This is a genomic window from Micromonospora sp. NPDC007271 (assembly GCF_040634005.1).
Classification (GTDB): Bacteria; Actinomycetota; Actinomycetes; order Mycobacteriales; family Micromonosporaceae; genus Micromonospora.
Window position 1 is genome coordinate 1 of the sequence record NZ_JBEYER010000004.1, and the last position, 23,574, is coordinate 23,574.

Annotated in this window: 19 protein-coding genes, 1 tRNA gene and 2 pseudogenes; 13 read left to right on the forward strand and 9 right to left on the reverse strand. The window is 71.4% G+C overall.

Going from position 1 to position 23,574, the window contains the following annotated elements:
- Positions 1-252 precede the first annotated feature (252 nt).
- Positions 253-903: a helix-turn-helix domain-containing protein gene (locus ABZ570_RS02585; RefSeq protein WP_358055988.1), complete on the reverse strand. Its 651-nt coding sequence runs from the start codon at positions 901-903 to the stop codon at positions 253-255.
- A 53-nt stretch (positions 904-956) separates the two neighbouring features.
- Between ABZ570_RS02585 and ABZ570_RS02590 the strand changes: the two genes are divergently transcribed.
- Both ABZ570_RS02590 and ABZ570_RS02595 read left to right on the forward strand, forming a co-directional pair.
- Positions 957-1,235: a hypothetical protein gene (locus tag ABZ570_RS02590; RefSeq protein ID WP_358055990.1), complete on the forward strand. Its 279-nt coding sequence runs from the start codon at positions 957-959 to the stop codon at positions 1,233-1,235.
- A 9-nt stretch (positions 1,236-1,244) separates the two neighbouring features.
- Positions 1,245-1,916, forward strand: coding sequence for a VOC family protein (locus ABZ570_RS02595; protein ID WP_358055992.1), 672 nt, complete (start codon positions 1,245-1,247; stop codon positions 1,914-1,916).
- A gap of 291 nt (positions 1,917-2,207) precedes the next feature.
- Here the strand turns inward: ABZ570_RS02595 and ABZ570_RS02600 are convergent, their stop codons facing one another.
- Positions 2,208-2,468 (reverse strand): hypothetical protein, encoded by a 261-nt coding sequence (locus ABZ570_RS02600; RefSeq protein ID WP_358055994.1) that lies wholly within the window; start codon positions 2,466-2,468, stop codon positions 2,208-2,210.
- Between the two features lie 288 nt (positions 2,469-2,756).
- Positions 2,757-3,566 carry a YwqG family protein gene (locus ABZ570_RS02605; RefSeq protein ID WP_358055996.1) on the reverse strand — a complete coding sequence of 270 codons (810 nt, stop codon included), beginning with the start codon at positions 3,564-3,566 and terminating at the stop codon, positions 2,757-2,759.
- On the opposite strand from ABZ570_RS02605, the gene ABZ570_RS02610 reads away from it, so the two are divergent.
- Positions 3,565-3,693 carry a hypothetical protein gene (locus ABZ570_RS02610; protein ID WP_358055998.1) on the forward strand — a complete coding sequence of 43 codons (129 nt, stop codon included), beginning with the start codon at positions 3,565-3,567 and terminating at the stop codon, positions 3,691-3,693. The two genes, ABZ570_RS02605 and ABZ570_RS02610, sit on opposite strands and share 2 nt — an antisense overlap.
- Positions 3,694-3,927: 234 nt before the next feature.
- On the opposite strand, the gene ABZ570_RS02615 is transcribed toward ABZ570_RS02610, so the two are convergent.
- Positions 3,928-4,485, reverse strand: coding sequence for a hypothetical protein (locus ABZ570_RS02615; RefSeq protein ID WP_358056000.1), 558 nt, complete (start codon positions 4,483-4,485; stop codon positions 3,928-3,930).
- A gap of 259 nt (positions 4,486-4,744) precedes the next feature.
- Here ABZ570_RS02615 and ABZ570_RS02620 point away from each other — a divergent pair, with 259 nt between their 5' ends.
- Positions 4,745-5,311 carry a sugar O-acetyltransferase gene (locus ABZ570_RS02620; protein WP_358056002.1) on the forward strand — a complete coding sequence of 189 codons (567 nt, stop codon included), beginning with the start codon at positions 4,745-4,747 and terminating at the stop codon, positions 5,309-5,311.
- Positions 5,312-5,418: 107 nt separating this feature from the next.
- On the opposite strand, the gene ABZ570_RS02625 is transcribed toward ABZ570_RS02620, so the two are convergent.
- Both ABZ570_RS02625 and ABZ570_RS02630 read right to left on the reverse strand, forming a co-directional pair.
- Positions 5,419-6,318, reverse strand: coding sequence for a HEAT repeat domain-containing protein (locus ABZ570_RS02625; RefSeq protein ID WP_358056004.1), 900 nt, complete (start codon positions 6,316-6,318; stop codon positions 5,419-5,421).
- Positions 6,308-6,805, reverse strand: coding sequence for a hypothetical protein (locus ABZ570_RS02630; protein ID WP_358056006.1), 498 nt, complete (start codon positions 6,803-6,805; stop codon positions 6,308-6,310). The genes ABZ570_RS02625 and ABZ570_RS02630 overlap by 11 nt, the downstream gene beginning before the upstream one ends.
- A gap of 1,020 nt (positions 6,806-7,825) precedes the next feature.
- Here ABZ570_RS02630 and ABZ570_RS02635 point away from each other — a divergent pair.
- From ABZ570_RS02635 to ABZ570_RS02645, 3 genes are all read left to right on the forward strand, one after another.
- Positions 7,826-8,710, forward strand: a complete 885-nt coding sequence (locus ABZ570_RS02635) for an aminoglycoside phosphotransferase family protein (protein WP_358056008.1) — start codon at positions 7,826-7,828, stop codon at positions 8,708-8,710.
- 457 nt (positions 8,711-9,167) lie between these two features.
- Complete coding sequence (locus ABZ570_RS02640) at positions 9,168-9,521, forward strand: hypothetical protein (RefSeq protein WP_358056010.1); 354 nt, start codon at positions 9,168-9,170, stop codon at positions 9,519-9,521.
- 2 nt (positions 9,522-9,523) lie between these two features.
- Positions 9,524-10,177, forward strand: a complete 654-nt coding sequence (locus ABZ570_RS02645; protein WP_358056197.1) for a nucleotidyl transferase AbiEii/AbiGii toxin family protein — start codon at positions 9,524-9,526, stop codon at positions 10,175-10,177.
- A 232-nt stretch (positions 10,178-10,409) separates the two neighbouring features.
- On the opposite strand, the gene ABZ570_RS02650 is transcribed toward ABZ570_RS02645, so the two are convergent.
- Positions 10,410-13,589, reverse strand: coding sequence for a hypothetical protein (locus ABZ570_RS02650; protein WP_358056012.1), 3,180 nt, complete (start codon positions 13,587-13,589; stop codon positions 10,410-10,412).
- Positions 13,590-14,190: 601 nt separating this feature from the next.
- On the opposite strand from ABZ570_RS02650, the pseudogene ABZ570_RS02655 reads away from it, so the two are divergent.
- A pseudogene (locus tag ABZ570_RS02655) lies at positions 14,191-15,309 on the forward strand (recombinase family protein); the annotation flags it as partial.
- A gap of 271 nt (positions 15,310-15,580) precedes the next feature.
- Here the strand turns inward: ABZ570_RS02655 and ABZ570_RS02660 are convergent.
- Positions 15,581-15,664 (reverse strand) — tRNA-Leu (locus ABZ570_RS02660).
- A gap of 124 nt (positions 15,665-15,788) precedes the next feature.
- Between ABZ570_RS02660 and ABZ570_RS02665 the strand changes: the two are divergent.
- Positions 15,789-16,118 (forward strand): annotated as a pseudogene (locus ABZ570_RS02665) (tetratricopeptide repeat protein); the annotation flags it as partial.
- A gap of 635 nt (positions 16,119-16,753) precedes the next feature.
- Here the strand turns inward: ABZ570_RS02665 and ABZ570_RS02670 are convergent.
- Positions 16,754-17,449: a hypothetical protein gene (locus tag ABZ570_RS02670; RefSeq protein WP_358056216.1), complete on the reverse strand. Its 696-nt coding sequence runs from the start codon at positions 17,447-17,449 to the stop codon at positions 16,754-16,756.
- A gap of 259 nt (positions 17,450-17,708) precedes the next feature.
- Here ABZ570_RS02670 and ABZ570_RS02675 point away from each other — a divergent pair, with 259 nt between their 5' ends.
- The 4 genes from ABZ570_RS02675 to ABZ570_RS02690 all read left to right on the forward strand — a co-directional run bounded on the left by ABZ570_RS02675 (position 17,709) and on the right by ABZ570_RS02690 (position 23,501).
- Entirely contained in the window at positions 17,709-18,515 is an 807-nt protein-coding gene (locus tag ABZ570_RS02675; protein WP_358056199.1) for a fibronectin type III domain-containing protein, read from the forward strand.
- 148 nt (positions 18,516-18,663) lie between these two features.
- Positions 18,664-21,318 carry a fibronectin type III domain-containing protein gene (locus ABZ570_RS02680; RefSeq protein ID WP_358056014.1) on the forward strand — a complete coding sequence of 885 codons (2,655 nt, stop codon included), beginning with the start codon at positions 18,664-18,666 and terminating at the stop codon, positions 21,316-21,318.
- Between the two features lie 28 nt (positions 21,319-21,346).
- Complete coding sequence (locus ABZ570_RS02685; protein ID WP_358056016.1) at positions 21,347-22,342, forward strand: MoxR family ATPase; 996 nt, start codon at positions 21,347-21,349, stop codon at positions 22,340-22,342.
- 7 nt (positions 22,343-22,349) lie between these two features.
- Complete coding sequence (locus ABZ570_RS02690; RefSeq protein ID WP_358056018.1) at positions 22,350-23,501, forward strand: DUF58 domain-containing protein; 1,152 nt, start codon at positions 22,350-22,352, stop codon at positions 23,499-23,501.
- The last annotated feature ends 73 nt before the right edge of the window (positions 23,502-23,574 follow it).

Genomic DNA, 23,574 nt, shown 5'->3' on the forward strand with positions numbered 1-23,574 from the left:
CAGCTCAGTCAACGAATCCCTGAACAATCCGCCCCGAACTGGTTGACATCTTCCGCACGCAACGCCTCGTCCGCACCCGGTCCGGACCTCACGTCCTGGCCTCGCTACGCAACCTGGCCATCAACGCACTACGCCTGGCCGGCCGCTCCGACATCACCGAAGCCACCCGATGGGCCAGCCGGAACATAACCAGACCCTTCACCATCCTCGGACTTACATCATGATCTTGAACCGCTCGTGGCCGCCTCACCGCTACGAGGCGGTCGCGAGCAGGGCGGTCAGGCCGTCGGCGATCCATTCCCGGTAACGCTCGGTTGTCCATCCCCGGGAGTGGACCAGCCGATGGCAGTTGTCGGGGGCCATGAGCAGCCACACGAGGTCCACCGTTGTCGCCTCGTCGGTGCGCAGCGGCGCCTTGGCGGCTAGGGTCCGGGTCCAGTGCCGGGCGCCGGCGAGCCGCTGGGCCTCGCTGGTCTCCCACAGCTCGCGGGCGGCCGGCTCACCGGCCGCAGCGGCACCCCGGATGGCCTCGTTGATCGCGGCGTACCGCAGGTTGATGCCAGCAATGACCCCCGCGAGCAGCTCGACGGCGCGCGCCGGATCCGGCTCCTCCACGACCTGCTGCGCCGGCGGCCGGTCGGACACGGCGACGGGCAGGTCGTCGCCGGCCATGGCGACATCGCGGACGGCCGACAGCAGGGCCGCCTTGTTACCCACCGCGGTGAACACTGTCGGCTTGCTGACCCCGGCCCGGCGGGCGACGTCGTCGACGGTGGTCGCCCCGTAGCCCTTGGCCACGAACAACTCGGTCGCCGCGCTGATCACCGCCAGCCGCGTGGCGGCCGCCTGCTGTGCACGCAGCGGCGAACGGTAGCCACGCCCGGATCCCTTGACTTCAGCCACGCCACCACCGTACCGTATCAATATTCGTTAGATGATCGGTAAAGGAGAGTGTCATGGCCATCGTCGTCAGCGTCACCACCCCCGGCCTGGATGCCGGACTCTACGAGCAGTCGATCCGCGAGCAGGGCTTCGGCGGCGCGCTGCCGCCCGGCTGCAGCGCACACATCGCGGGCCCCGGGCCGGACGGATGGCGAGTCGTGACCGTGTGGGAGTCCGAGGAGGCCGCGAAGCGCTTCATGACCGACACGCTGCGGCCGGTGATGGCTCGCCTCGGGGTGGCCCCGCCGCCGGCGCCACCCGTCATCTACCCGCTACACGCGCTCGTCGTCTGAGCGACGGCCGTGTTCCGGCAAGTGATCGCCCACCGCTGGGCGCCGGGGACCACCGCCGACGACCGGGCCGAATTCGCCGCGGCGTTCGAGGCGCTGCGCGAGGTCCCCGACGTGGCAGCCCTGTGGCTGGGTGAGGACACCACCACGATCGACGACAACCACGACGCGGTCACCATCATCGACTTCCCCGACTACGCCGCGGCCCGCCGCTACGTCGACTCCCCGCTGCACAAGCGCTTCATCGCCGACCACGCCAGCAAGGCCGTCACGGCCAGGACCGTCGTGCAGGTCGACTGGGCGCAGGGCGAAATCACCGGGCTGCACCACCTCAAACTGCCGGTCACCGACGTGGTCACCAGCCGGACGTGGTACGCGCGGGCCTTCGGCTTCCAGACCGCCGTCGAGTTCACCGAAGACGGCGTCCTGCGCGGCGTCGGCCTGCACCACCCGGCCAGCCGCCTGGGCCTGGCACTGCGCGAGGACCCGGCCCGCGCCCGGGCGCTCGCCGGCTTCGACACCGTCTGTTTCGCCGTCGGCACTCGCGCCGACCTCGACCGCGTACTGCAGCGCCTCAACGCGCTCGGCATCGCCCACACCGCGCCCGTCGCCGGCCACCGCGGCGAGGCCGCCGACATCCCCGACCCGGACGGCCACGTCGTCCGACTGCACACCCTGACCTGAGCTGATCTCAGCCTCGATCCACCGAGATGTCGGGTCGGCCGGACCCCGGAGATAGAAAGTGCCCTCTGAGCTGGAAGGATAGGAGTTCTCACGCTTCTATCGCTTCGGTCGAGAGTGGATGAAGGCCGGTGGGGGTTTGCGGGAGCGCCGGTTCGGTACATATGTGATCAGCTACCGTGACGGTCAGCCCGACAACATCCACTTCTCTGGATACTCCGGCGACTGGCCACCTCCACGAACGTGACCTCATCGGCCCACACCGCCCTCGCCCAAGCGTTCGCGCCGCACCAGCTATAGGCCCGTCGGGTGCGCGGACAGCCAGTGGCGATGCCGGTGCTGCAAGGCATCGCGCTCGTCCGTTGAGGGCAGGATCACGTCCATGCCCCCGTCATAGGGGTGATACAGCCACCGCAGCCCGACATCCGCCACGAGCACGTTGCCGATCACATCGTCAGCAACCTGACGCAGCAGCGGATCCAAGCAGCCGACAGACCAGGCCGTCTGGCTGACGTACAAGTGCATATAGCTCTCGAAGCTCGGGTCATCGTCCATGCAGACGCTCGTCCAGTACCTGCCGTCCGGATGCGCTTGGAACCCGGCAGTGTGTGGAACCGCACCCACCGGTCCTGCACACCCCGAAGCTCGTACGGCAGCTTCGAGCACCCCGGCCACCGCTCATCCCACAACCTCGACAACCCGACCGTGTCAACCATGCCGGTCATCAGCCACTCCCCCATCCGCCACCGCACATCAGCTCGGAGATCAGCAAGATCCGGTGTGCGTTGGCTCCTACCCTTCGATCTCCGCAGCATCGACATCAGGGCACTTCACGGGCACGTCCTAACAGCATTGCCAGGTGAACGTTGCCCGATCGAAACGGCGGGCCGCGAGATCCTCCGGCCGGATGAGCCAGTAGAGCATCCCGCAGTCGCCCCACATCATGTTCGCCGCATCATCGCTGTCGAACTGGGCCAGCAGCACCCACTTGACGGCCTCGTCGCGCAGCGCCGGGTCTTCCCACTTGACGTTGCCGCCGAGCACGGCCTGCGCCACTTCGTACTCGACCTCGCCCTGGATCGGATAGGCATACCCGCCGAGTTGATGACCTGCACCGCACAGGTCGAACAAAGCGCGGCGGAAGTCGCTGTTGACGACCGGGTGGACACGACCGGTCTCCTCATCAAAGAGAGCACCGAACGCGCCGTAGAGGACTGGGTGATCTACAGACGGAGCCGTGGCTACCGGCTCGGCGTGCAGCGGCACCAGCGGGTAGGCCTCGATCGGAGCCGGCGCCGCCCGAGATCTGACGGGCGCGCCGGGCGGAACGAAGACCACCCGCGCACCGCGGGCGCTGTCTGGATCCCAGTAGCCGATGACGTTCTCGCCATCGTCGACCTGGCCGTCGAAGTAGAAGAACAGCAGGCTCCCGGCACGCGGCAGCAGACTGTCACCGTCAAGGTCCGGCAACGCCGAACAGTCAACCGACGCAATGAACGCCAGCGGGCCCTTGCCCTCCCACCACGGCCAGGCGACGTCGACCGGTAACGCCGGCTCCCCACCGAGTTGGCCAACCACCGGGCCGGCGCCGCTTCCTGTGAGCAGGCGGGGCGACGCGTTCGCGTTCCTCTGCGACCTCGATCCCGTCTTCATGCTGAGATTCGAAGACGAAAGCCTGGTCCCCGTAACCGTGCACACCCTCGAGGAAGATGGCCGGTTCGCCCTGACCGAGTACACCGGGCCGGAACACCGGTCGATCGACAAGCGGATCAATCTGTAAGTCTGCGCTTCGGCGGAGCGCTGCGAAGAGCTCGGCTGGCGAAAGAGGGACTTGCGGAGCGAGCTGACAGCGGCCAGAGTCGGGCGGTAGCGGCTGGTGGCCGCGCGGTCGGCGGCAGATCCGGAAGGCGGCGTGAGTGGCATCGCGCCCGATGAGCACCGGTTCTGCCGCTATGGGGCCGCCGCCCTCGCTCGGCCACATTCGACAGCCCGGCGGGGTGATGCGCGGTCTATGTCAGTCGCGGCGCCGAGGTGCCGGCGGGTGCCTGCGGTTCGAGTCGTGCTTTCGGAGAGAGTCCTCGGTCTCGTCGGCGAGTCGTTGTAGCAGCCATGCAGTTGCGGCCTGCACCTCTGTGGCGGCTCTGAGCGGGGTCTCGACCGGCGGACTGGTCTGGGCGTCGACCTGGTGGCCGCCGCAGCCGGTGGGGTCGGAGTCACAACTGAGGGAGATCGTGGTGTGCACCTGCCATGGCGGTCCGGGGCGGTGATACGGTCCGCTGCCCGCCGGGGCGCACAGGACGTCCACCCAGATCTGATCCGATCCACCCTCGCCGGCCAGGACCGTGACCGGGAACTCCGGTTCAGGCCCGAGCCGTTGGTAGCGGAAGCGGTTCAGCGGGACGCCCCAGAGCTGAGCGTCGGGTCGTGCACCCAGCCGCTGCGCCAGCTGGAAGAGGGTCTCGTCGGCGGCCTGCAGAAGCTGACGAACGAGGTCGTGTTCCGTTCGATCTGCCAGGGCGGGGAACAGCCAACCGACCTCGCCTAGCGGCAGCGGAATGTCCCGGGAGGTCACGGCTCAGTCTGCGTCGTCGAGGCTTGCCACGTCCACATCCGGTGCCCCCCAACCGCTGTAACGGCATCGGCTTACGGCAATCCAAGGAACGGTACCGAGGTTGACGTTTACTCAGCGTGGCCGGTGCGCTGAGACACGGCGCGCACGGTTGGCCCAGATCCGGACGTTCGATGAGGACTTCGCTATCACGGAGTGATGCGTTGCTCCCTGCCGGTGGGTCGTCACCGGGTCTCGGACTCGCTGTGCCAGCATCGCCTCCGTGCGCAACGAGCAACGCCTACGAACACGGACGCCCGAATCCCGAGCGTTCGCGGAGCGCGTACAGCTCGTCATGAACCTGACCTCGCGCCTCAACGTGCTGCCGTTTGACGACCTCGACGCGCGCAGGGCGGTGCTCACCGAGATCTTCGGTAAACCGATCCCTGACTCTCTGTCCATCCTGCCCCCGTTCTATTGCGACTACGGGCTTGGAGCGTCGTTCGGAGAACGCGTGTTCATCAATCAGGGATGCTTCTTCCTCGACTACGGGGGCATCACCATCTGTGACCGCGTCCTGATCGGTCCCCGAGTGACTCTGAGCACGGCCGGACACCCCGTCGAGCTCGACGAACGGTACGACTTCATCACGCACGCGCCCATCGTCATCGAGGATGATGTGTGGATCGGCGCCGCAGCCACGATCACCCCTGGAGTGACAATCGGTCGCGGCTCGGTCGTCGGCGCGGGCGCCGTTGTCGCGAAGGACGTGCCGCCGCTCAGTGTGGTGACGGCAACAAGCGTTGTCGAGCGAAAGCGTCTGAAGCCGGCGTCTCCTGCGACCACCTGAGGCCTGCGGCTCACCCGCGCACATCGGCACGTCCGGACGCCAGCAACCGGCGCCGACGGCACCTTCAGCGACGAGCGCTTCGCGGCAGATGCGGATGCCCCTGAACGTCACCGGCCCGATGCTTCCTCGAGGCCATACCGCACCATGACGTGCAATTCCTCGGTGAGTAGATCCCTCGCGAGGCCACGATCCACGAACGCTGCTAACGAGCGGCCGATCTCGTCTCCCGCCACGTCGGCCAGGTCCTCATCGTGTGCGGCGCGCCGCAAGGCGTCCAACGCGCGCGGGTCGTTCCAGTTCGCGAGGTCGACCGCGGCCTGGCACCGGAAATCCGGGTCCTCCGACTGGTCCAGCAAAACCGCGTGCAAGCGCTCGGCGCGCCAGTCCCACCGCGGTTGCCCGGCCGCCCGCAAGCCGTCGCGCAGTTCCCCGGGTGGCCGGTATCCGTGTTTTTCAACGTAATGCAGGATCATCATCGGCGCGGCGTAGATCTCCCCGTCAGGCAGGTAGTAGCGATACTCGCCGTTACTCTTGAAGGCTCCGCAGAAGTCACAGTCGTGCCAGCCGAGCGTGCGGCTGCCGAGCCGCCGGGAGGCGGCCCTGAGCCGCTCCATGGGGCTGTCCGGGGCGGTGAGGTAGCCGTCGGCGATGGCGCGGCGGTAGACGGCGCGGGCGGCCGCGATGACGTGCTCCCCGGCGTGGCGGCCGTGCCGGCTGGTGCGTCGGGTGCGGGCGGTGGCGGTGACCTGACGCATGAGGGCTTCGATGTCGCTGGCCGTCACCTCGTCCAGCCGCAGATGGCCGAGATCGGCGGACATGCGGTTCCAGTAGGTGCCGTAGGTGCGCCGGGTGCCCGGACTGGCCGCGGCCGCGACGCGCGGGAGGTATTCGGCGAGCGTCGGCATCCGACGCGCCGGCTCGGGCTGGGCAGCGAGGTCGGCCGGGGTGAGTCCAAGGTGCGCGAGCATCTGCCGGGCGGTGACGATGCGTGACGGATCAGCCGGCATGAGAAGCCCCTCCGAGGACGGCGGTGTGCAGGTCCGCGAGGAGCCGCGTGATGGTGTTCGAGGGGTGCACGATGAGCAGATCGCACGCCGGGATCGCCGCCAGCAGCACCACCTGGTGCGGGGTGATGCCGCACATCTGCCGGGCCGCGGCGGGCAGCGGGAGTGCGCCGCGGGCGCCAACGGCGTGCGTCCCATCGGGTACGGCGGCGATGAGCAGGAGGCCGTCGGTGACGTCGACATGGAGACGGTGACCGAACGGCCAGCCCAGCGCCCGCAGCAACGCCCGGGCGGCCACCCGGCCGTCGGCGTCCGGGCGGGCTACGTCGAAGACGATGTCGTCGACCGGTTCCCGCGCAGCTGGAAGGGCTGCGGGCAGTGCCGGCATCGGAGCCGGTGGCGGTGCCGGGCGAGGAAGCGGGGCGGGGATGACCGCGCCGATGAGCTGCTCGTCGAGGCGTCGGCGGGGCGGTTGCCGGGCGGCCGTCATGGTGACCGCCGCAGGCGTTCGCGCGGCCTCAGCGCGTGGCGCCGAGAGCTCTGATCTTCGATGTGTGCACGAGTGCTACGGAGTGCGCTCATCGGGAGCCACCGGGGTGGTGAGCTCCCGTGATCCCGCACGAAGACTGGTGTCCGAGGGGGGATCGTACACGAATTTGCGGCACCCATGCTCAGCATGGGTGCTCATGCCGCGATCCTATAGCAGCAGCCGGCGAGGACTGTGGAGCGGTAGCCGCTACCCACGGCGCTTGTCGATCAGCCGCGCGAATGTCGATTACTCGTTGCGAGACAGAGCATCCGCTTGCGCAGCACAGCTACGTAGCCGCGTGACGGTACATGTTCCGGCCTCGACCGGCCACCTACCTCGACGCCGTCGCGGGCAGCGGCGCCAGCCCGCTGGGGCGGCCTCGGCTGCGGACCAACCCAGCGGCACGACCATCCAGACCTGCCTCACCTGCCGTCCGCGTTCCCGCGGCCATTCCGCAGCTTCCGGGAGCGCGTCAAATATGCGGTTCAGGGAGTACTGCTCGTATGTCGTCTCGAACTCAGCGAGCTTGTCCCATTCGGAGTCGGTGAACTGGAACATCCACAGGGCGTTCAGCTCGAAGTCGCCGTGTCCTTCGGGAAGGTGCTCGAACCCCTGCTTCATGCCCTCGACGTCGAGGCCGGAGCCGTCACATGGCCCTCGAGGTGAGAGCGCGCGGCCTCCTCGAGATTTTAGTGCGCTGCCGTTTGGCCACGGAATAACCACTCTCGGCGGTAACTCACGGGGCCATGGTTCGCGCCCACCGGCATCCCGACCGTCCTTTGTTCGGCACCGCTCCATTGCGTCGGTACGACGGCGAGGCAGCCGAGGGTTTCGCCGGCCGGATGCACACCGACGGCAGACCCGGCGGGTTCGCCGCCGAGGCCGCGGCCGAGGCCGCGGTACAAGCGGTCGATCCGCGCATGGTTCGGCGTGGTCCGAATTCGATTGGCAGGATGATCGAGCGGGTTCTACGGTCGCGCGATGCGCCCTGGAGAGATCGTCGTCGCTGTCGAGCAGGTACGCGCCCTGATCGACGAGCAGTTCCCCGCATGGTCGGACCTGCCGATCGTTCCGCAGCCGTTGAACGGCACCGACAACGCGCTGTTCCGGCTGGGTGATTCCCTGACGGCACGGCTGCCGCGGGCCCAGTGGGCGGTCGACCAGGTGGCGACCGACGCGAACTGGCTGCCGCGGCTGGCGCCGCATCTTCCGGTGCCGGTGCCGGTGCCGATCGCGGTCGGCCGGCCGGGCGGGGACTATCCGTGGCCGTGGACGGTCGTCCCGTGGCTGGACGGGCGCAATCCGGAAGCCGGGCAGGACCTCGTCGACCTCGCCGTCGACCTCGCCGCCTTCGTGCGCGCGATGATCGCGATCGACCCGATGGGCGGGCCGGTCAAGGAGGGGATTCAGCGCGGCGTACCTCTGGCGCAGCGGGACGAGCTGACCCGCCGCTCAATCGCGGCGCTGGGCAACCGGATCGACGGACGGGCGGTGACCGCGGCGTGGGACGAGGCGATGGCGGCGGACGAGTGGCCCGGACCGCCGGTATGGCTGCACGGTGATCTCCTGGAAGGCAACCTGCTGGTCGACCGGGGCAGGCTCACCGGGGTGATCGACTTCGGCGGTCTCGGCCGCGGCGATCCGGCTGTCGAGGTGCGGCCGGGCTGGAGCCTGTTCGATACCCGCGCCCGGGCCGCCTACCGGGAGGCGCTCGGGTTCGACGAGGCGACCTGGGTGCGCGGGTGGGCCTGGATGCTGTCGGGCTCGCTCTACTGGCTGGCAGACCTGTGGGACTCGATCAGCGAGGACGACCGCGAGGACACGATCCGCTACATCGACTACATCGTGCGTCACCGCCACGACTGACCTGCGGTGCCCCACGCGATCACCGTCGGGCGACGCCCCGGACGTCGGCGTCGACAGCCCGGCCGCGAAGGTGGGCCGGCTGACGCTGGGCGAGCAGCGCAGCGGGGCCGCCCACCTTTCCGCGAGAATGTCCTTCCGCAAGGTGGTCAGTGCCCAGCGCCACCCGGTCCGTGCGCCCCGTCGGCTCGGGCACCAGCGGGCCGGGTCGGCCGGAGGCTGCCGACGGGCCAGCGCGAGAAGTCGAACCCGCGCGGACGGCCGGCAGTCCGGCCACCGGGTAAGGCGGTCACCTGACAGGCGCCCAGCCGCCCGTGTGGTGATCGGCAGACGGACAGTTCGTCCTTGACGATGACCGTCAGGCCGCAGGCCGAGCCCGGGAGGTCAGATGGCCGTGAGGTCGATGTCGTGCCAGCCGGCGACGCCGCTCACACGTACGATCGGGGCAGGAGGTAGAGACATGGCCAGCGGCAATGGCGCACCGCCTGGGTCACGGTATGTGGACCAGCGGCACTTCGTGGTCGCCGCCACCCTGTCCGACCTGCGCGGTCCGGTTCACGGTGTGGTGACACTCGATCGGTGGCTGGACTGGTCCGGCGACAGCACCTACGACTTGGACGACGCCGGTGACCTGCAGCTGATGTACCAGACGGTGCTCAACCAGGCCAATTCGGTCGACGACTTGCACCGGTGGCTGCACGGTCCCACGCTGCGCCGCTTGTGGCCCACCTTGTGGCTCCCGGCCCGGCTGCGGGCATTGTGGCAGGCACGTTTTCCCGAGCTGAGCACGCCGCCGCAGACGCTGGCCGGGTAGAAGTGGATCAGGTTCACCTCCGCTTGGCGGAGATCGGATTGCGGGTCGCTGCCCGCTACGGGTTCGCATTGGCCGGCGGCTACGCCGTTCAGGCCCACGGCATCCTGGACCGGCCGAGCGAGGACGTCGACCTGTTCACGGCGTGGGAGCGGCGTGGGGAGTTCGCCGCAGCAGTGGACGCGGTGGTCGACGGCTACCGCGACGGCGGGTATTCCGTCGAGGTGACGCAGCAGTTCGACACCTTCGCCCGGCTCGCGGTCACCGATCCCGCTCAACCTGCCCATCCGTACAAGGTCGAACTGGCGGCCAACTGGCGCGCGTTGCCGCCGGTGTTGATGGACGTCGGGCCGGTGCTGCACGCCGACGACGTCGTCGCGGGCAAGATGTCCGCCCTGTACACGCGCGCCGAGCCCCGAGACTTCCTGGACATCGACGCGGCCCTCATGACCGGCCGCTACACCCGGACACGGCTGTGCGAGCTGGCCGAACAATCCGACGCGGGATTCGACCGGCGCATCCTGGCGGACCTGTTCGGCATGCTGGAGCGGTACCCGGACCGACGTTTCGCCGCCTACGGCGCCCACCCCGCCCACATCAATGAGATGCGCAAACGCTTCGCGCAGTGGCGCGAAGAACTCACCGCCAACCTGCCGTAGCGTTCGCCTGAAACGTGCAGGGCGCGTGTCCTGGTGGCGGTACAGCTACCGCAGCCAGGGTGGAGCCAGAACTCCTCCCTTCCCCGCTCAGGCCAAACCTCTCGGCACCCCCTCCGTTGCGCCGGCTTCGCCGCCGCCGATCGAGCCTCCCCGCTTACGCATGGCGGCGAGCTTGCTGCGGCAGGTCAGCGCCCTTGATCTCGGCCCCTCCGAGCCGTGCCGAGGAGCAGGTCTACGTCATGTCGACGGTGTACGCCTCGTCGCGCACGTCGGGATCGGGGTGGTGGCGTAGGTGGAGCAGGAGGTCCCGCCAGGGTGCGGACCATCCGAAGGTAGCGCCGGGCCGGGTGAGCTCGATGGCGAACAGTCCGCCGCTGAGGTCGCCTCGGTGGGCTAGCCGCAGGATGGTCGGCCGGAGGACGGTGGCGTCGATGGAGTTCGGAAGTTCCCGCAGGCGGGCAGCTATCCGTGCGGCCGTGCGGACGGCCAGCGCGGGTCGTCCGGCGCACAGATCCGCGATCTCGTCGAGGTTGTCGAGGCGCCCCAGACCGACCAGCATCGCCGTCGACGTTGCGGTGAAGGCGGGTTGTGCGGCGAGCTGTTGGGCCGCTGTGACCACCGGCGACCGGCTGGTATCCAGCGGTGTGCTGCGCGCCCAGATCACCGCTCCTTGCGCCAGGGCTTCGATGCGCCTGCGGGCCGGCCGGTCGGCGCCGGGCCCGGCCGGCTGGGAGTCCGCGGCGTCGCGCTGCGCGAGGCGTTCGAAGGCGACGTCGAGGCCGGCACCACGCAACGCGCGCAGCAGCTGGGCGAGTTCGATCGTGGCGGGGTGTTCGTCGAGGTCGGTGAGCCGTTCCACGACCAGCTCGGTGATGTCGCCGGCCCAGTGGGACCAGTAAGTTAGCTGCTGGAACGCGGCTCGGCGGACTTCCCGGTCCGCGGAGTGGCACGCCTCGGTGATGAGTGCCGCATAGTGTGCCCGGTACCGGTCGGCGACCTCGCTCACGGAGGCCGCCAGCACGGCGCGGCATTCTTCCCTGCTTCCGCGCAGCGCCGTCTTGAGGATCGTCCAGCTTGCCTCGGTGTCGAGCCGCTGACGGGCGGCGGAGACGATGGCAGCGCGGATGTCGCGGTGCGTCTGCGGGTTCGTATATGTGTCGAGCAGTGCCCTCATCATCTGTGGCGGGCCGTATCGGACCAGCAGGCGCGCGGCTTCCTTCCGGCTGGTCACCTTGGTGCCGGGGGCGAGTAGGACCGGATGCAGCGCGGCGGGCAGCCGCGACGGTGCCACGAACCGCACGGCGCGTCCGGCCGCGTAGAGCGCTACCCGGGCCCGGTCGTCGCCGGAGCGGTCGAGCAGCAGCGGCAGCGCCTCGGCGGGCCGGTCGGTCCATACCAGGGCGCCGAGCGCCGTCTCGGCGAGCACCACGGTGGGCGAGTCGACGTAGCGCAACGCCAGCTCCCACCCGAGCGCGGGAATCGGGGCGGCGGCCCTGATCGCCGCGGCCTGCTGCCGTACGCCGGCCGCGGTGTCGGCCACGACGCGCTCCTGCAATCGCATGTACGCAGCGTGCTGGCGGGGCAGCCACCGCTCGGGGTGCACCGGCCAGCCCGGCACCCAGCGTAGGTGACCGGAGACGAACCGGCCCCGCGGCGGATGGTCGAGCACCCGGTCGAGCAGGTCGGTACGAGAAGTGCAGATCGCCCGCCACACGACCGGGATCGTCACCGTGGTCGGGTCGGCGGTGAGGACCTGCTCGAGGCGGTCGCCGCGCCCTCGCGGGTCGTCCAGCCACAGCTCGACGGCTCGGACGGCCACCGACTCCGGGCTCTGCTGGCCGGTCGCCCGGTGCAGCAGCTCCTGCAGCGCGGGCACCCGCCAGGCGCGCTTGCCGAGCGCTACGGTGAGCGCGAACAGCGGTCCGTAGCGGCCACGCTCCATGGCGGATCTGACCCAGCCGGACAACCGGTCGGCGACCATGACCTCCTGCCCACGACGCAGCACCACGTCGAACCGGCGCAGCACGGGCGCCCGCGCGGTGGAGCCGACCAGGTCGATGGTCAGCAGCGCCCACTCGCGCAGCTCGGGCACGTCGACGTGGTGTTGCAGGGTGTCCGCGGCAAGAGCGCTCAGCGCGGATGTCGTCACGGCCGACCCGTCCCGCGCCTCCACGGCGTCAGTGGTCAGCCGGGTCAGCCCGGCCGCCGCGGCGGCGGTCAGCAGCCGGGCGACCGAGGAGAGCGCGGTCAGCGCGGCAGAGCGGACCGGGTCCTGCTCGTTGCGGAGCCGGCCGAGCTGGTCCACCAGCTCGGCGACGACCTGCGGGTCGCGCGAACGGCGGGCGGCGTCCACCAGCAGTCCATACGCCTGAGCCCGCTCGCTGGCGTCGCCTGAGCGCAACGCGTCCGCCAGAGCGGCCGACGCATCCGGCCAGGCCAGGAACGAACTCCAATAGCGCACCGAGTCTTCCCGCTCACGGATATTCGGCAGCCCCAGCACCCGGGTCGCCTCCCGGATCCGGACCGCCGCCGGCAGCGCCTCCATGACCTCCGTCGGCGGTACTCGCGTGGCAGCGTTCACCTCGGCCAACGCGCCGTCGTACAGCGCGCCGCGCCGCGCCGGCGGGACCTCGTCGAGCAGCGCCGCGAACACCGTGGCGTTGTCCCGGACCCGGCGGGCCAGCGGGACGAGCCGGTCAGTGGGTAGTACAGCCAGGCGACGCAGCAGCGCCGGCGGCAGCGCGGCACGCCCGACCCAGGCGGCACGGTCCGGCGCGGTGAGCAGTGCGGCGACGCGGCCGGGGGCATACGCGGCGAGGAGACCGTACGCGGTCAGGCCGCCAGGCAGGCGAGTCGGCGGCGCATGCCGCTCCAAGAGGTCGAGGACCGTGGCGGGGTCGCCGTCGAGCACCGCATGACCCACCTCGTCCCAGATCCGGTCTCGGACTTCGGGCGTGGCCGCGGCCAGTCGCGCCTCCGCCCGCTCCAGAACCAGGCCGGGGTGCCGGCGCATGAGCGCCCCGATATCGGCCGCGTGCTCCAACTCGGGTAGCAGCGACCGCACCACCGGCGCGCCGCACGCGGGCAGCACGGCCGCCGCCTCGTCGTCGCCGTATTCGGCGCGGACTCTGGTGATCAGGGCGTCCGCGGTCGCTGGTGCCTTCATCCGGCGCAGCAGGCGATAGATGCGCCGCCGCTCCATCACCGACAGGTCCAGATCCAGTCCGCCGAGCAGGCCAGCACGCGCGGCCGCGCCGAGCGCGGCGACCTTGATCGGTGGCTGCGGATCCCGCAACGCGACCTCAACACCGTCGGCGTCCCCCACCACCATCGACGCGACCAGGGCCAGGTGACGTTCGTACGCACCCAGGCCCCTCAGGTCGGTGCATACCTCGACGCGATCGGCGGACACACGCGCCCATGCGGCTACGTGTCGTAGCCGCTGCCGATAGGGCAACGAATCCAACGACGTCAGCAGTTCTCGGGTGGTTGCGAGCACGGCGCACATTCTGCCCGCCTAGCCTCGACCACGAGATCCAATATCACCCGACGACGAGCTCGCTGGCCGATCTCCAAGGCAACGAACACCGCCCGGCATCCGCTCATCGGAGTCAAGCACGACCGAGCGTCGCAGCACCCGGTAGCCAGTCACGGCCCGTAGCGCCCGACCGGCGGCAGATGATTGCGCCATCAGACACTGCTGGCGGCGCGCCGAACGGTCACCGCGCAGCTGCAGACCAGGGGTGACCAGCCGGGCCCACCCCGGACGGTTGAGTCAACAGATGTTGCGAGTGGCCGAGTCCCACGAACCAGAACATCGTTGTTCATCCATATCGAGGCGGACGGCTGCAACGTCGTCTGTAGGGAGGGCCCTGATGCAATACGCGCTGGAAGTCGACGGCCCCGACCTGCTCGATTGGTGGATACGGCAGTCGAGCCGGCGAAGCCGCCATCGGGCGCGGCGCCCGACAACATCACCTCCACCGGGCATCCGGTTCGCGTTCTATGGTCGGATGTCCACCGTCGACTTTCAGGATCGGGCGTCGTCGTGTCGGTGGCAGCGCAACTACGCCGAGGACCTGATCGCCGGTCATGGTCGGATCGTGGCCGAGTTCTTCGACGAGGGTGTCTCCCGCCGGATCGCTTGGCCGGACCGGCCGCAGGCGGCCCTGCTGCTCGCCGCAGTGGCGGACTCGGGACGCGGGTTCGACGCGATCGTCGTGGGCGAGTACGAACGTGCCTTCCACGGCCAGCAACTCGAACAGCTGACCCCCACCCTGCTCAGGCATGGTGTGCAGCTGTGGCTGCCGGAAACCTACGGGCCGGTGGACTTCGACCACCCCCGACAGTTGGCGCTGCTGGACCTGCTGGGCGTGCACTCCCAGCGGGAGGTATCGCGAGCGCGGCACCGCACCACCGCCGCCATGAGCGCCCAAGCCGAACTGCAGGGTCGGCATCTCGGCGGCCGGCCACCCTACGGCTACCGGCTCGTGGACGCCGGTCCTCATCCGAACCGCGCCCACGCCGCCTGGGGACGGCGCCTGCACCGCCTGGAACCCGACCCGACCACCGCCCCCTGGGTGAGGTGGATCTTCGAACAACGGCTCACCGGCTACAGCGTGGCCAGCATCGCCCGCAGCCTCAACGACAACGGTGTGCCGTGCCCGTCCGGCGCCGACCCGGCACGCAACCGGCACCGCAGCGGCCAACGCTGGATGCTGACCACCGTCGCGACGATCCTGGCCAACCCCCGCTACACCGGCCACCAGGTCTGGAACCGGCAACGCACCGACCACGACGACCTCACGCCCGACGGGACCGCCGCACGGCACCGCGAGGTCCAGCGCTGGAACATCGCCTCGCAGTGGGTTATCTCCCGCCAGATCGCCCACCCGCCACTGGTCACCGAGGAGCAGTTCGTCGCGGCCCAGGCGATCCACACCGCGCCCACCCCCGCGGATGGCGCTCCTCGCCGCTACCTCCTGGCCGGCCTCGTGTGCTGCGGCGTCTGCGGCCGCGTCATGGACTCCCACTGGGTCCATGGCCGCCCCGGATACCGATGCCGCCACGGCCACACAAGCACCCGCACCAAGACCTCACCCCAGCCGAAGATCCTCTACATCCGGGAAGACCACCTGCTGGACCGCATCCGACACGACCGCGGACTGCACCGCCACCATCCCCCGCTGCCCAGCCCCGACCCGGATAAGGTTGCCGCCTGCCTGCGCACCAACAACATGATCATTGTGTGTGACCACCGCGCCTGGATCATCGAAGCCGAGACCGTGGTCTACCCGCTCAACCCGCAGGGAAGCGGCCTCGCCACCACGGCAAAATCCCCGCCCAACGGGACGGGGACCACGCAAAACACGAAGAACCATCACGCTTCGTGTGGAAATAACGTGTCCGAGGGGGGACTTGAACCCCCACGCCCTATACGGGCACTAGCACCTCAAGCTAGCGCGTCTGCCATTCCGCCACCCGGACCTGCTCGTCCAGCCTACCCTGTCAGCCGAGGTGATCTTCTCACCGGTTCGACCGCCCCAGTGGGCCGCACGGGGCATTACTGTACACGGCCCGGGTGGATCATGCACATCGCCGATCAAGGGCCATGTTTCCGCAGGTCAGCACAGCGGGGTGCCCGGTCGCAACGCGGCCGGCTCCCGGATCGGGCGTGCCGGGTAGCGTCCGACCGCCGATTCCGGGCAGCATTGCTCACGTGTCCCACCCCTCCCCCCTGACCGCCGCGCAACACCAGGCCCTCGCGCTGCGCACCGCAGGTGATCTGGCCGCCGCCCGCCGCCTGCTCGCCGACGCGATCACAGCGGCCCGACCGGCATACGGGGAGGACCACCCCGACGTGCTGGCGACCGGCCACCTCCTCGCCCGGCTGCATCGCGAGGCCGACGACCCGGCTGCCGCCCGGCGGGTGCTGGAGGAGGCGTACGCGGCCGGGGAGCGCCGCCGCGGCGACGCGGACCCGCTGATGCTTGCGCTCAGCTTCGATCTGGCGCAAGTGGCGGAGGAACTCGGCAACCGGCACGAGGCCCGCCGCAACTACACCCGGGTGGCCACCGCCGGGCCCGCGGTGCTCGGTCCGGACCATCCGGCGGTACGCACGGCCCGCCAGTACCTCGGCGCCGCCGCTCCCGGCATGCCCGGCGCGCAGGTCGGCGGGCCCGCCGCCGGTTCGCAGCCCGACCCGGCGGCACTGTCCGGGCCGACCATGTCGCTACCGGCCGTGCCGGGTGTGCAGCAGCCGCCGGCCGCCCCACCGGCGCCCAGGGTGGCACCACCTGCCCCTGTCGCGCCGCCTCCGCAGCCTGGGTCGTCTGGCGGGCACTGGGCGCCGCAGGGTGGGCCGGTCCCGGCCCCAGCGCGGCCGTCTCCCTGGGCACCGTCTCCCACCGGTGCGGGTACCCCGCTGCCCCCACCGCCGGGCCTTCCCGTCCCGCCACCTTCCGGTGCGGCTGTCCCGGCTCCGCCGGTGTCACCGCCTCCGGTCATCCCGGCCCCCGTTTCCGCCTCGCCGGTATCCGGCCCGTGGAGCAACCCCGGTCGTGCTGTCGCGCCGCCTCACCTGCCGCCGGCCCCGGTCATTCCGGCGCCCAACCGGCCGGCCTCGGCACAATCAGCGCCCGGCGCGGCATCCGCACCGACCCCACCGGCTCCTACGCCGGTGCCGCCGCCACGGATTCCGTCGCCCGCCTCCGCTCCCCCGGCATCCGGTCCGCTGCCTCCGCCACCGTCGGTCGCCGCGTCTCCTGCACCGACTGGTCCCGAGATCGCGCCGGTCTCCGGACCGCCGGTCACCGCACCCACCTTGGCGCCGCCCGGGCCCCCGGCGAATCCGGCCCTGGGGCCGCAGCGGACGGCCGCCCAGCCCGCCGCCCCCGTCCAGGAGAGGCCCGGATCCAGCTCGGGTGGCGGCGGGTCCGCAGCGCCGACGCCGCCCGCGCCCGGCTGGGACAAGCCGACCGTCCAGGTGCAGCAGATCGGGCCGCTGCTGCGGGAGGAGGCGGAACGAGCCGCTGCGGGCTCGGCCACGGCCGCCGCCCCGACCACCCCGCCGGTCAGCACGCCGCCGGTGAGCAGCCCACCGGCTGGCGCTGCCCCGACCAGCGCGGCCCCGGTCAGTACCGCACCGATGAGTGCGCCACCCGTCAGCGGCCCACCGGTGAGCGGGCCACCGGTGAGCGGGCCGCCCGTCAGTGCCCCGCCGGTGAGCAGTCCACCCTTCAGCGCGCCACGGGTCGGTGGCCCGGCCGCCACACCGTTCAGTACGCCGCCTGTCAGCACTGCGCCCGCGAGCGGGCCGCCCGGCGGCCCGCTGCCCGGTCCAACCTCGTCGATGCCGCCCGTGAGCGGGCCGCCGACGCCCGCCTACCCGGCGTACCCGCCGGCCGCGCCGCCGCCGGCGAGCAGCCCACCGGTCGCGCCGCGACTGAGCGGCCCGCCGGTGGCGCCCCCACCAGTGAGCAGCCCGCCGGCCGCGCTGCCCGTGAGCGGCCCGCCCGTGAGCAGCCCGCCGATGAGTGGCCCGCCGGCTGTCGCGCCGGTCAGTGCGTCGCCGGTGCCGCCGTGGGGGATGACCGCCCCGCCGTGGAGCAGCGGGGCGCCGTCACAGCCGCTCGACCGGCCGGCCGACGCGCATCCGGAGCCGGTGGCGGAGGACGGCGACAAGACCGACCCGGATCCCGCGGATCCGGCGGAGCCGGAGGCGGACGACGGTACGCCGCGCCCGTTGCCGGTCTACGACGAGTTGCTGGAGTTCCCCGAGCCGGCCCGCCAGGAACCGCCGCCCACCCCTGCCGCGTACCCGGAGCAGGGGGCCTGGCCTGCGGTGCCGGCGCCGTTCCACCAGCCGCCCGCGTACCCGGTGCCGGAGGAGCCGGAGCCGCGCGGCCGGAACCGGGCGGTGGTGGCCGTGGTGGCCGGTGCCGCGGTGGTCGTGGTGGCGGCGGTCGTCGGTGTGGGCGCGGTGGTGCTCAACCGCGAGGCGGCCCCGCCGCCCGCGCCTGGCCCGAGCACGGCGAAGCCGAAGGTGAGTGGTCCTCCGCCGGGTAACCTGCGGCTGCAGGACAACAGCACCACGATCACGGTCACCTGGACCGACCCGACCGAGGGGGGTGTGCCGTTCGTGGTGGCCGGCGGCCGGGCGGGGCAGAAGCTGGGGGTGATGGCCACGGTGGACGCCGGCGAGACCCGCTACACGGTCAACGGGCTGAGCCCCAAGCTGGACTACTGTTTCACGGTGCTGGCGGTCTATTCCACGGACACGTACGCCACCTCGGGTCAGGTCTGCACGGACCGGGAGGGCGGTAAGCCGGCCGGCTGACCCGTGGCTCCGGTAGCGACACGCTGGGTGTCCACAGGGGGACGGTGCGGGTTCCACCGGTGTCGGCCGACCCCTATGATGGCTCCCGGCTCTGGGGAGGGCGATCACGCGTGGCCTCTCCCCCACCGACACGGGGAGGCGGTCGGCAGTGACCACCATCGAGGACGTCACGAGCGCCGGGGCACAACCGTCCCGGCCCCGTTCCCGGAAGCTGCGGGGCGGGCTGGTCACCGTAGGTACCGTGGCCGCGCTGTTGGCCGCGATGGGGTTGACCGTGCTCGGACTCGGCGCCGCCGACAACGCGGTGGCGAACTACGACGCCTCGTCGTGGCTGTGGAGCGCCACCCGCAGCGAGATGGCCCGGGTCAACGGGATCACCGCGCGCGTCGACACCCGGATGGAGGTGCCCGGCGCGCGCCAGCACCAGATGCAGGTCACCCAGACCGACCGGCTGCTGATCCTGCGTGACCTGAACACCGGTCAGGTCAGCTCGCTGGACCTGGCCACCCTTCAGATCACCGCGACCACCCCGACCACCCCGGGCCTCGGCGTGAACGTGGCGCTGCACGAGAACGACGCGTTCGTCATCGACGCGGTGCAGGGCATCGTCCGCCAGCTCGACCCGCGTTCGCTGACCCCGATCGGCGAGCCGGTGCACTACCCGCCGGGCATCACCGGTGGGGCGTTCGACGGTGCCGGCCGGCTGTGGGTCGCGGTTCCGAGCGAGGGCACGGTCTCGGCGGTCACCGCCGCCGAGCTGCCGGCCACGCCCGGGGCGGCGCCGGCGGCGGGCCTGAGCCCGAAGCAGGTCGAGACGTACGAGGTGGCGGATCAGCACCACGAACTGGTGGTGTCCACCCTGGACGACGGGGTGGCGGTGCTGGACCGCACCTCGGCGTCCCTGGTCACCGTGCAGGGCGGCCGGACGCAGCGGGCCGCGCTGAACATGACCGCGCCGGGCAGCCTGCCGCCGCGCACCAGCGGCCCGCAGGTGCCGGTGACCGTGGCCGGCCAGCGGAAGGTGCACGTGGTCCGCGACGGCGGCGAGGTGCGGCAGTTCAACGTCCCCGGCGCCGGTGACCGGCTCACCCCGGCGGTGGCCTGGGCCGACCGGTTCTACTGCGCCGACGAGGACACCGGCACGGTGTACGCGTTCGACGCCAACGGGCAGCTCGTGGACACCATCAAGGGCTCGGGCCGGCCCGGCCCGATGGAGCTGGAGGTTCGCGAGAACCACCTGTTCATCAACCCGCCGAACTCGTCCACCGCCCGGGTGGTGGACGACCGGAACCAGGTCCGCGAGGTCAACAAGTACGCCAACGACGTGCTGGGCGGCGACCCGCCGCCGGCGCCCCCGCCGCCGCCCCCGCCGAAGAAGCCGAAGGTGGGCAAGCCGGGCGCACCGCGTGCCGTGACCGCCGCTGCCGGTGACGCGTCGGCGCGGGTCAGCTGGCAGGCGGCCGCGGCCAACGGCGCCGAGATCACGAAGTACGTGGTGGCGGGCGCCGGGCAGCGCCACGAGGTGGGCGCGAACCAGCGTTCGCTGGAGATCACCGGGCTGACCAACGGCGAGACGTACACGTTCCAGGTGCACGCGGTGAACGCCAAGGGCGACGGGCCGGCGAAGCGGAGCAACCCGGTCATCCCGACCGCCGAGGTGCCGGACCCGCCGGCCAGCGTCACCGCCGAGGCGCGGCCCGACGGCACCGTGCTGGTCAAGTGGCCCGACGCCAACGGGCAGGGCAACAAGATCGCCCGGTACGCGGTGACGGCCACCTCGGCCGGCGCCAGCGCCCCGGCCGGCGACTCCACGAAGACCGAGCTGGTGGTCCCGGCCGGCCATCTGGAGTACGGCACCCAGTACGCCTTCACCGTCGTCTCGGTCACCGACAAGGGCGCCGGTTCGAAGGCGTCCCCGGTGAGCAACAGCGTGGTGCCGTTCGCCGCCCCGGACGCGCCGACGGAGCTGCAGGCGTCCACGGTGGCTGACCAGCCGGGCACCATCTCGGTGCGGTGGGCCCCGGCGGTGGACAACGGCCGCCCGGTCACCAGGTACCTGGTGGACGTCGGCGGGAAGACCAGCGAGGTGACCGACACCCGGACCACGGTCGGCGGCCTCGGCAACGGGCAGAACGTGACGGTGAAGGTGAAGGCGGTCAACGAGGCCGGCCCGGGCGCGGAGGCCGCCACCACCGCTCGTACGGTGGCCCCGCCGCGGATCACCGTGACCGGCTCGTCGGCGGACGCCACCTCGGTGACGGTGTCGTTCACCGTGGACGCGGGCGGCGGCAACGTCACCTGCTCGGCGGCCACCGGCGGGAAGACCGCCAGCGGCAGCTGCTCCAGCCTGCGGGTGACCGGCCTGATGCCGGGCACCGCGTACACGGTGACGGTGACCGCGACCAACGCCGCCGGCAAGAACAGCGCGACCCGCAACCAGTCGACCGCCGCGGTGTACGGGCGGGCGATCTGCGTGAACAACACCTCCAGCAGCGATCCCGAGCAGCACACCTGGTGCGACAACCCGGACAACGCGATGGGCGTGTACAGCGGCACCTCGATGAGCACCACCCAGGTCGGCCGGGCCAAGTACAACGGGCGCTACAAGGCGCTGTGCAAGGCCAGGGGTGAGGGCATCAACGACTACGTCTACAACCCGGGCAAGATGGGGACCAGCCCGAACGACCGGACGTACGACTGGATCCGGATCGAGTTCGGCAACAACACCGGCTACATCTCCTTCGCCTGGTTCAACCTGGAGGGCTACGACATCAACTCGACCGGTCCCCTGCCCAACTGCTGACTGTGCCGTCCCGAGGAGCACCGCGCACGTGAACACCCCCGAACCGCTCACCCAGGCGGAGGTGCAGGGCTTCGCCGCCCTCGCCGCCCGACTGGCGGAGAACGTCAACGCGGTCGTGCTGGGCAAGCCGCAGGTGGTCCGGCTGGCACTGACCGCGCTGTTCGCCCAGGGGCACGTCCTGCTCGAGGACGTGCCCGGGGTCGGCAAGACCACCCTGGCCCGGGCGATCGCGGCGACGGTGAAGGGCCAGTGGCGTCGGATCCAGTTCACCCCGGACCTGCTCCCCTCGGACGTCTCCGGGGTGACCATCTTCAACCAGGCCACCCGGGCGTTCGAGTTCCACCCGGGGCCGGTGTTCGCCAACATCGTCATCGCCGACGAGATCAACCGGGCGTCGCCGAAGACCCAGTCGGCGCTGCTGGAGGTGATGGAGGAGCGGACGGTCACCGTCGACGGCGTACGCCACCCGGTGCCGCAGCCGTTCCTGGTGGTGGCCACCCAGAACCCGGTGGAGATGGACGGCACCTACCGGCTGCCCGAGGCCCAGCTCGACCGCTTCCTGGTGAAACTGTCCGTCGGCTACCCCGACGAGGCGGTCGAGGTGGAGGTGCTGCGCGGGGCGACGGTCCGCTCACCGGACTCGCTCAGTGCGATCACCGACACCGCCACCGTCGGCGAGATGGTCCGGATGGCCCGGCGGGTGCACATCGCCGAGCCGCTCTACGCGTACGCGGTGCGGCTGGCCGCGGCCACCCGAAACCACCCGCAGGTCCGGGTCGGGGTGAGTCCCCGCGGCGTGATCGCGCTGACCCGGGCGGCGTGCGCGTACGCGCTGATCGACGGGCGCGGCTGGATCATGCCGGAGGATCTGAAGACCCTGGCCGAGCCGGTCTTCGCGCACCGGCTGCTGCTCACCGCGGATGCGCAGGTGCGCGGGGTGACCGCCGCCGAGGTGCTGCGCCAGGCGGTCGCCTCGGTGCCGGTGCCACTGCCGTCCGGCCAGCCCACCCCGGTGCACGGCTGAGACGACCATGGGGATCACCGCCCGGGGCGTCGGGCTGCTCGTCGCCGCCGTCGTGCTGCTCGGCGTCGGCTTCCGCTACGCGTACCCGGAGTTGACCGTGCTCGGCGCGGCCGCCGCCGTGGCCGTCGGGTACGCCCTGGCCAGCGCCGCCTGGCGGCCCCGGTTGACAGTCGAACGGGTCGCCGACCCGGACCGGGTGGCCCGCGGTGAACCGGCCGCCGTGACGTTGACCGTGCGCAACACCGGGCGACTGCGCGCGGCGAACCTGGTCGCCGAGGACCGCTGCGGCGGGTCCCTGGTGCCGGTGCCGCTGCTGCGGCTGCGTCCCGGCCACGACACCGAGGTGCGCTACGACGTGCCGACCCGCCGCCGCGGCGTGGTGCCGGTCGGGCCGCTGCGGGTGACCCGCCGCGACCCCCTCGGCCTGGTCGCGCTGGCCCGTTCCTACGGGGACACGGTGCCGGTCTGGGTGCACCCGCGCATCCATCCGCTGGCGGCGGTGCCGACCGGCGCCGGGCGCAGCCTCGACGGGCGCACCGACAGCGTGCCGCACGGTTCGATCACCTTCGACTCGTTGCGCGAGTACGTGGTCGGCGACGAACTGCGCCGGGTGCACTGGCGCACCAGCGCCCGGGTCGGCGAACTGATGGTGCGGGAGAACGTGGACACCAGCCTGCCACGGATCGTGGTGGTGCTGGACAACCGGGCGTCCGCCCACCCGCGGCGGGTGGCCGGGGTCGCCGAGTCGTTCGAGTCGGCCTGTGAGGCCGCCGCCTCGGTGCTGGCCGCGGCCGTCCGGGAGGACCTGCCGGTGAGCCTGCTGCTGGTCGCGCCCGCCGACGAGCCGGCCGGCGCCGCCGGGCCACTGGACCGGCTCGCCGCCGTCGAGCTGACCGGCGGCGGCGAGGACAGCCTGCGTACCGCGATGACCCGGCTGCGACAGGAACGGCTCGGGGACACCCTGGTCTTCCTCACCGGGCCGGGCGCCCGCACCGACCTCGGGCACGTCGGCGCGCTGCGCGGGGCGTACCCGTCGCTGGTCATCGGGGTGTTCGGCGCGGCGGAGCCGACGCCGCCCGGCGCGGCCGGCCTGCTGGTGGTGGACGCCGCCGACGCCGCCGAGTTCGCCGCCGAGTGGGACGGGATCCGCCGATGGTGACCGCGACGCGAGCCCCGACGGACCCGGGCACCCCCCCCGAGCCGACGACCGGTCGGGCCAGCCGGCGGGTGAG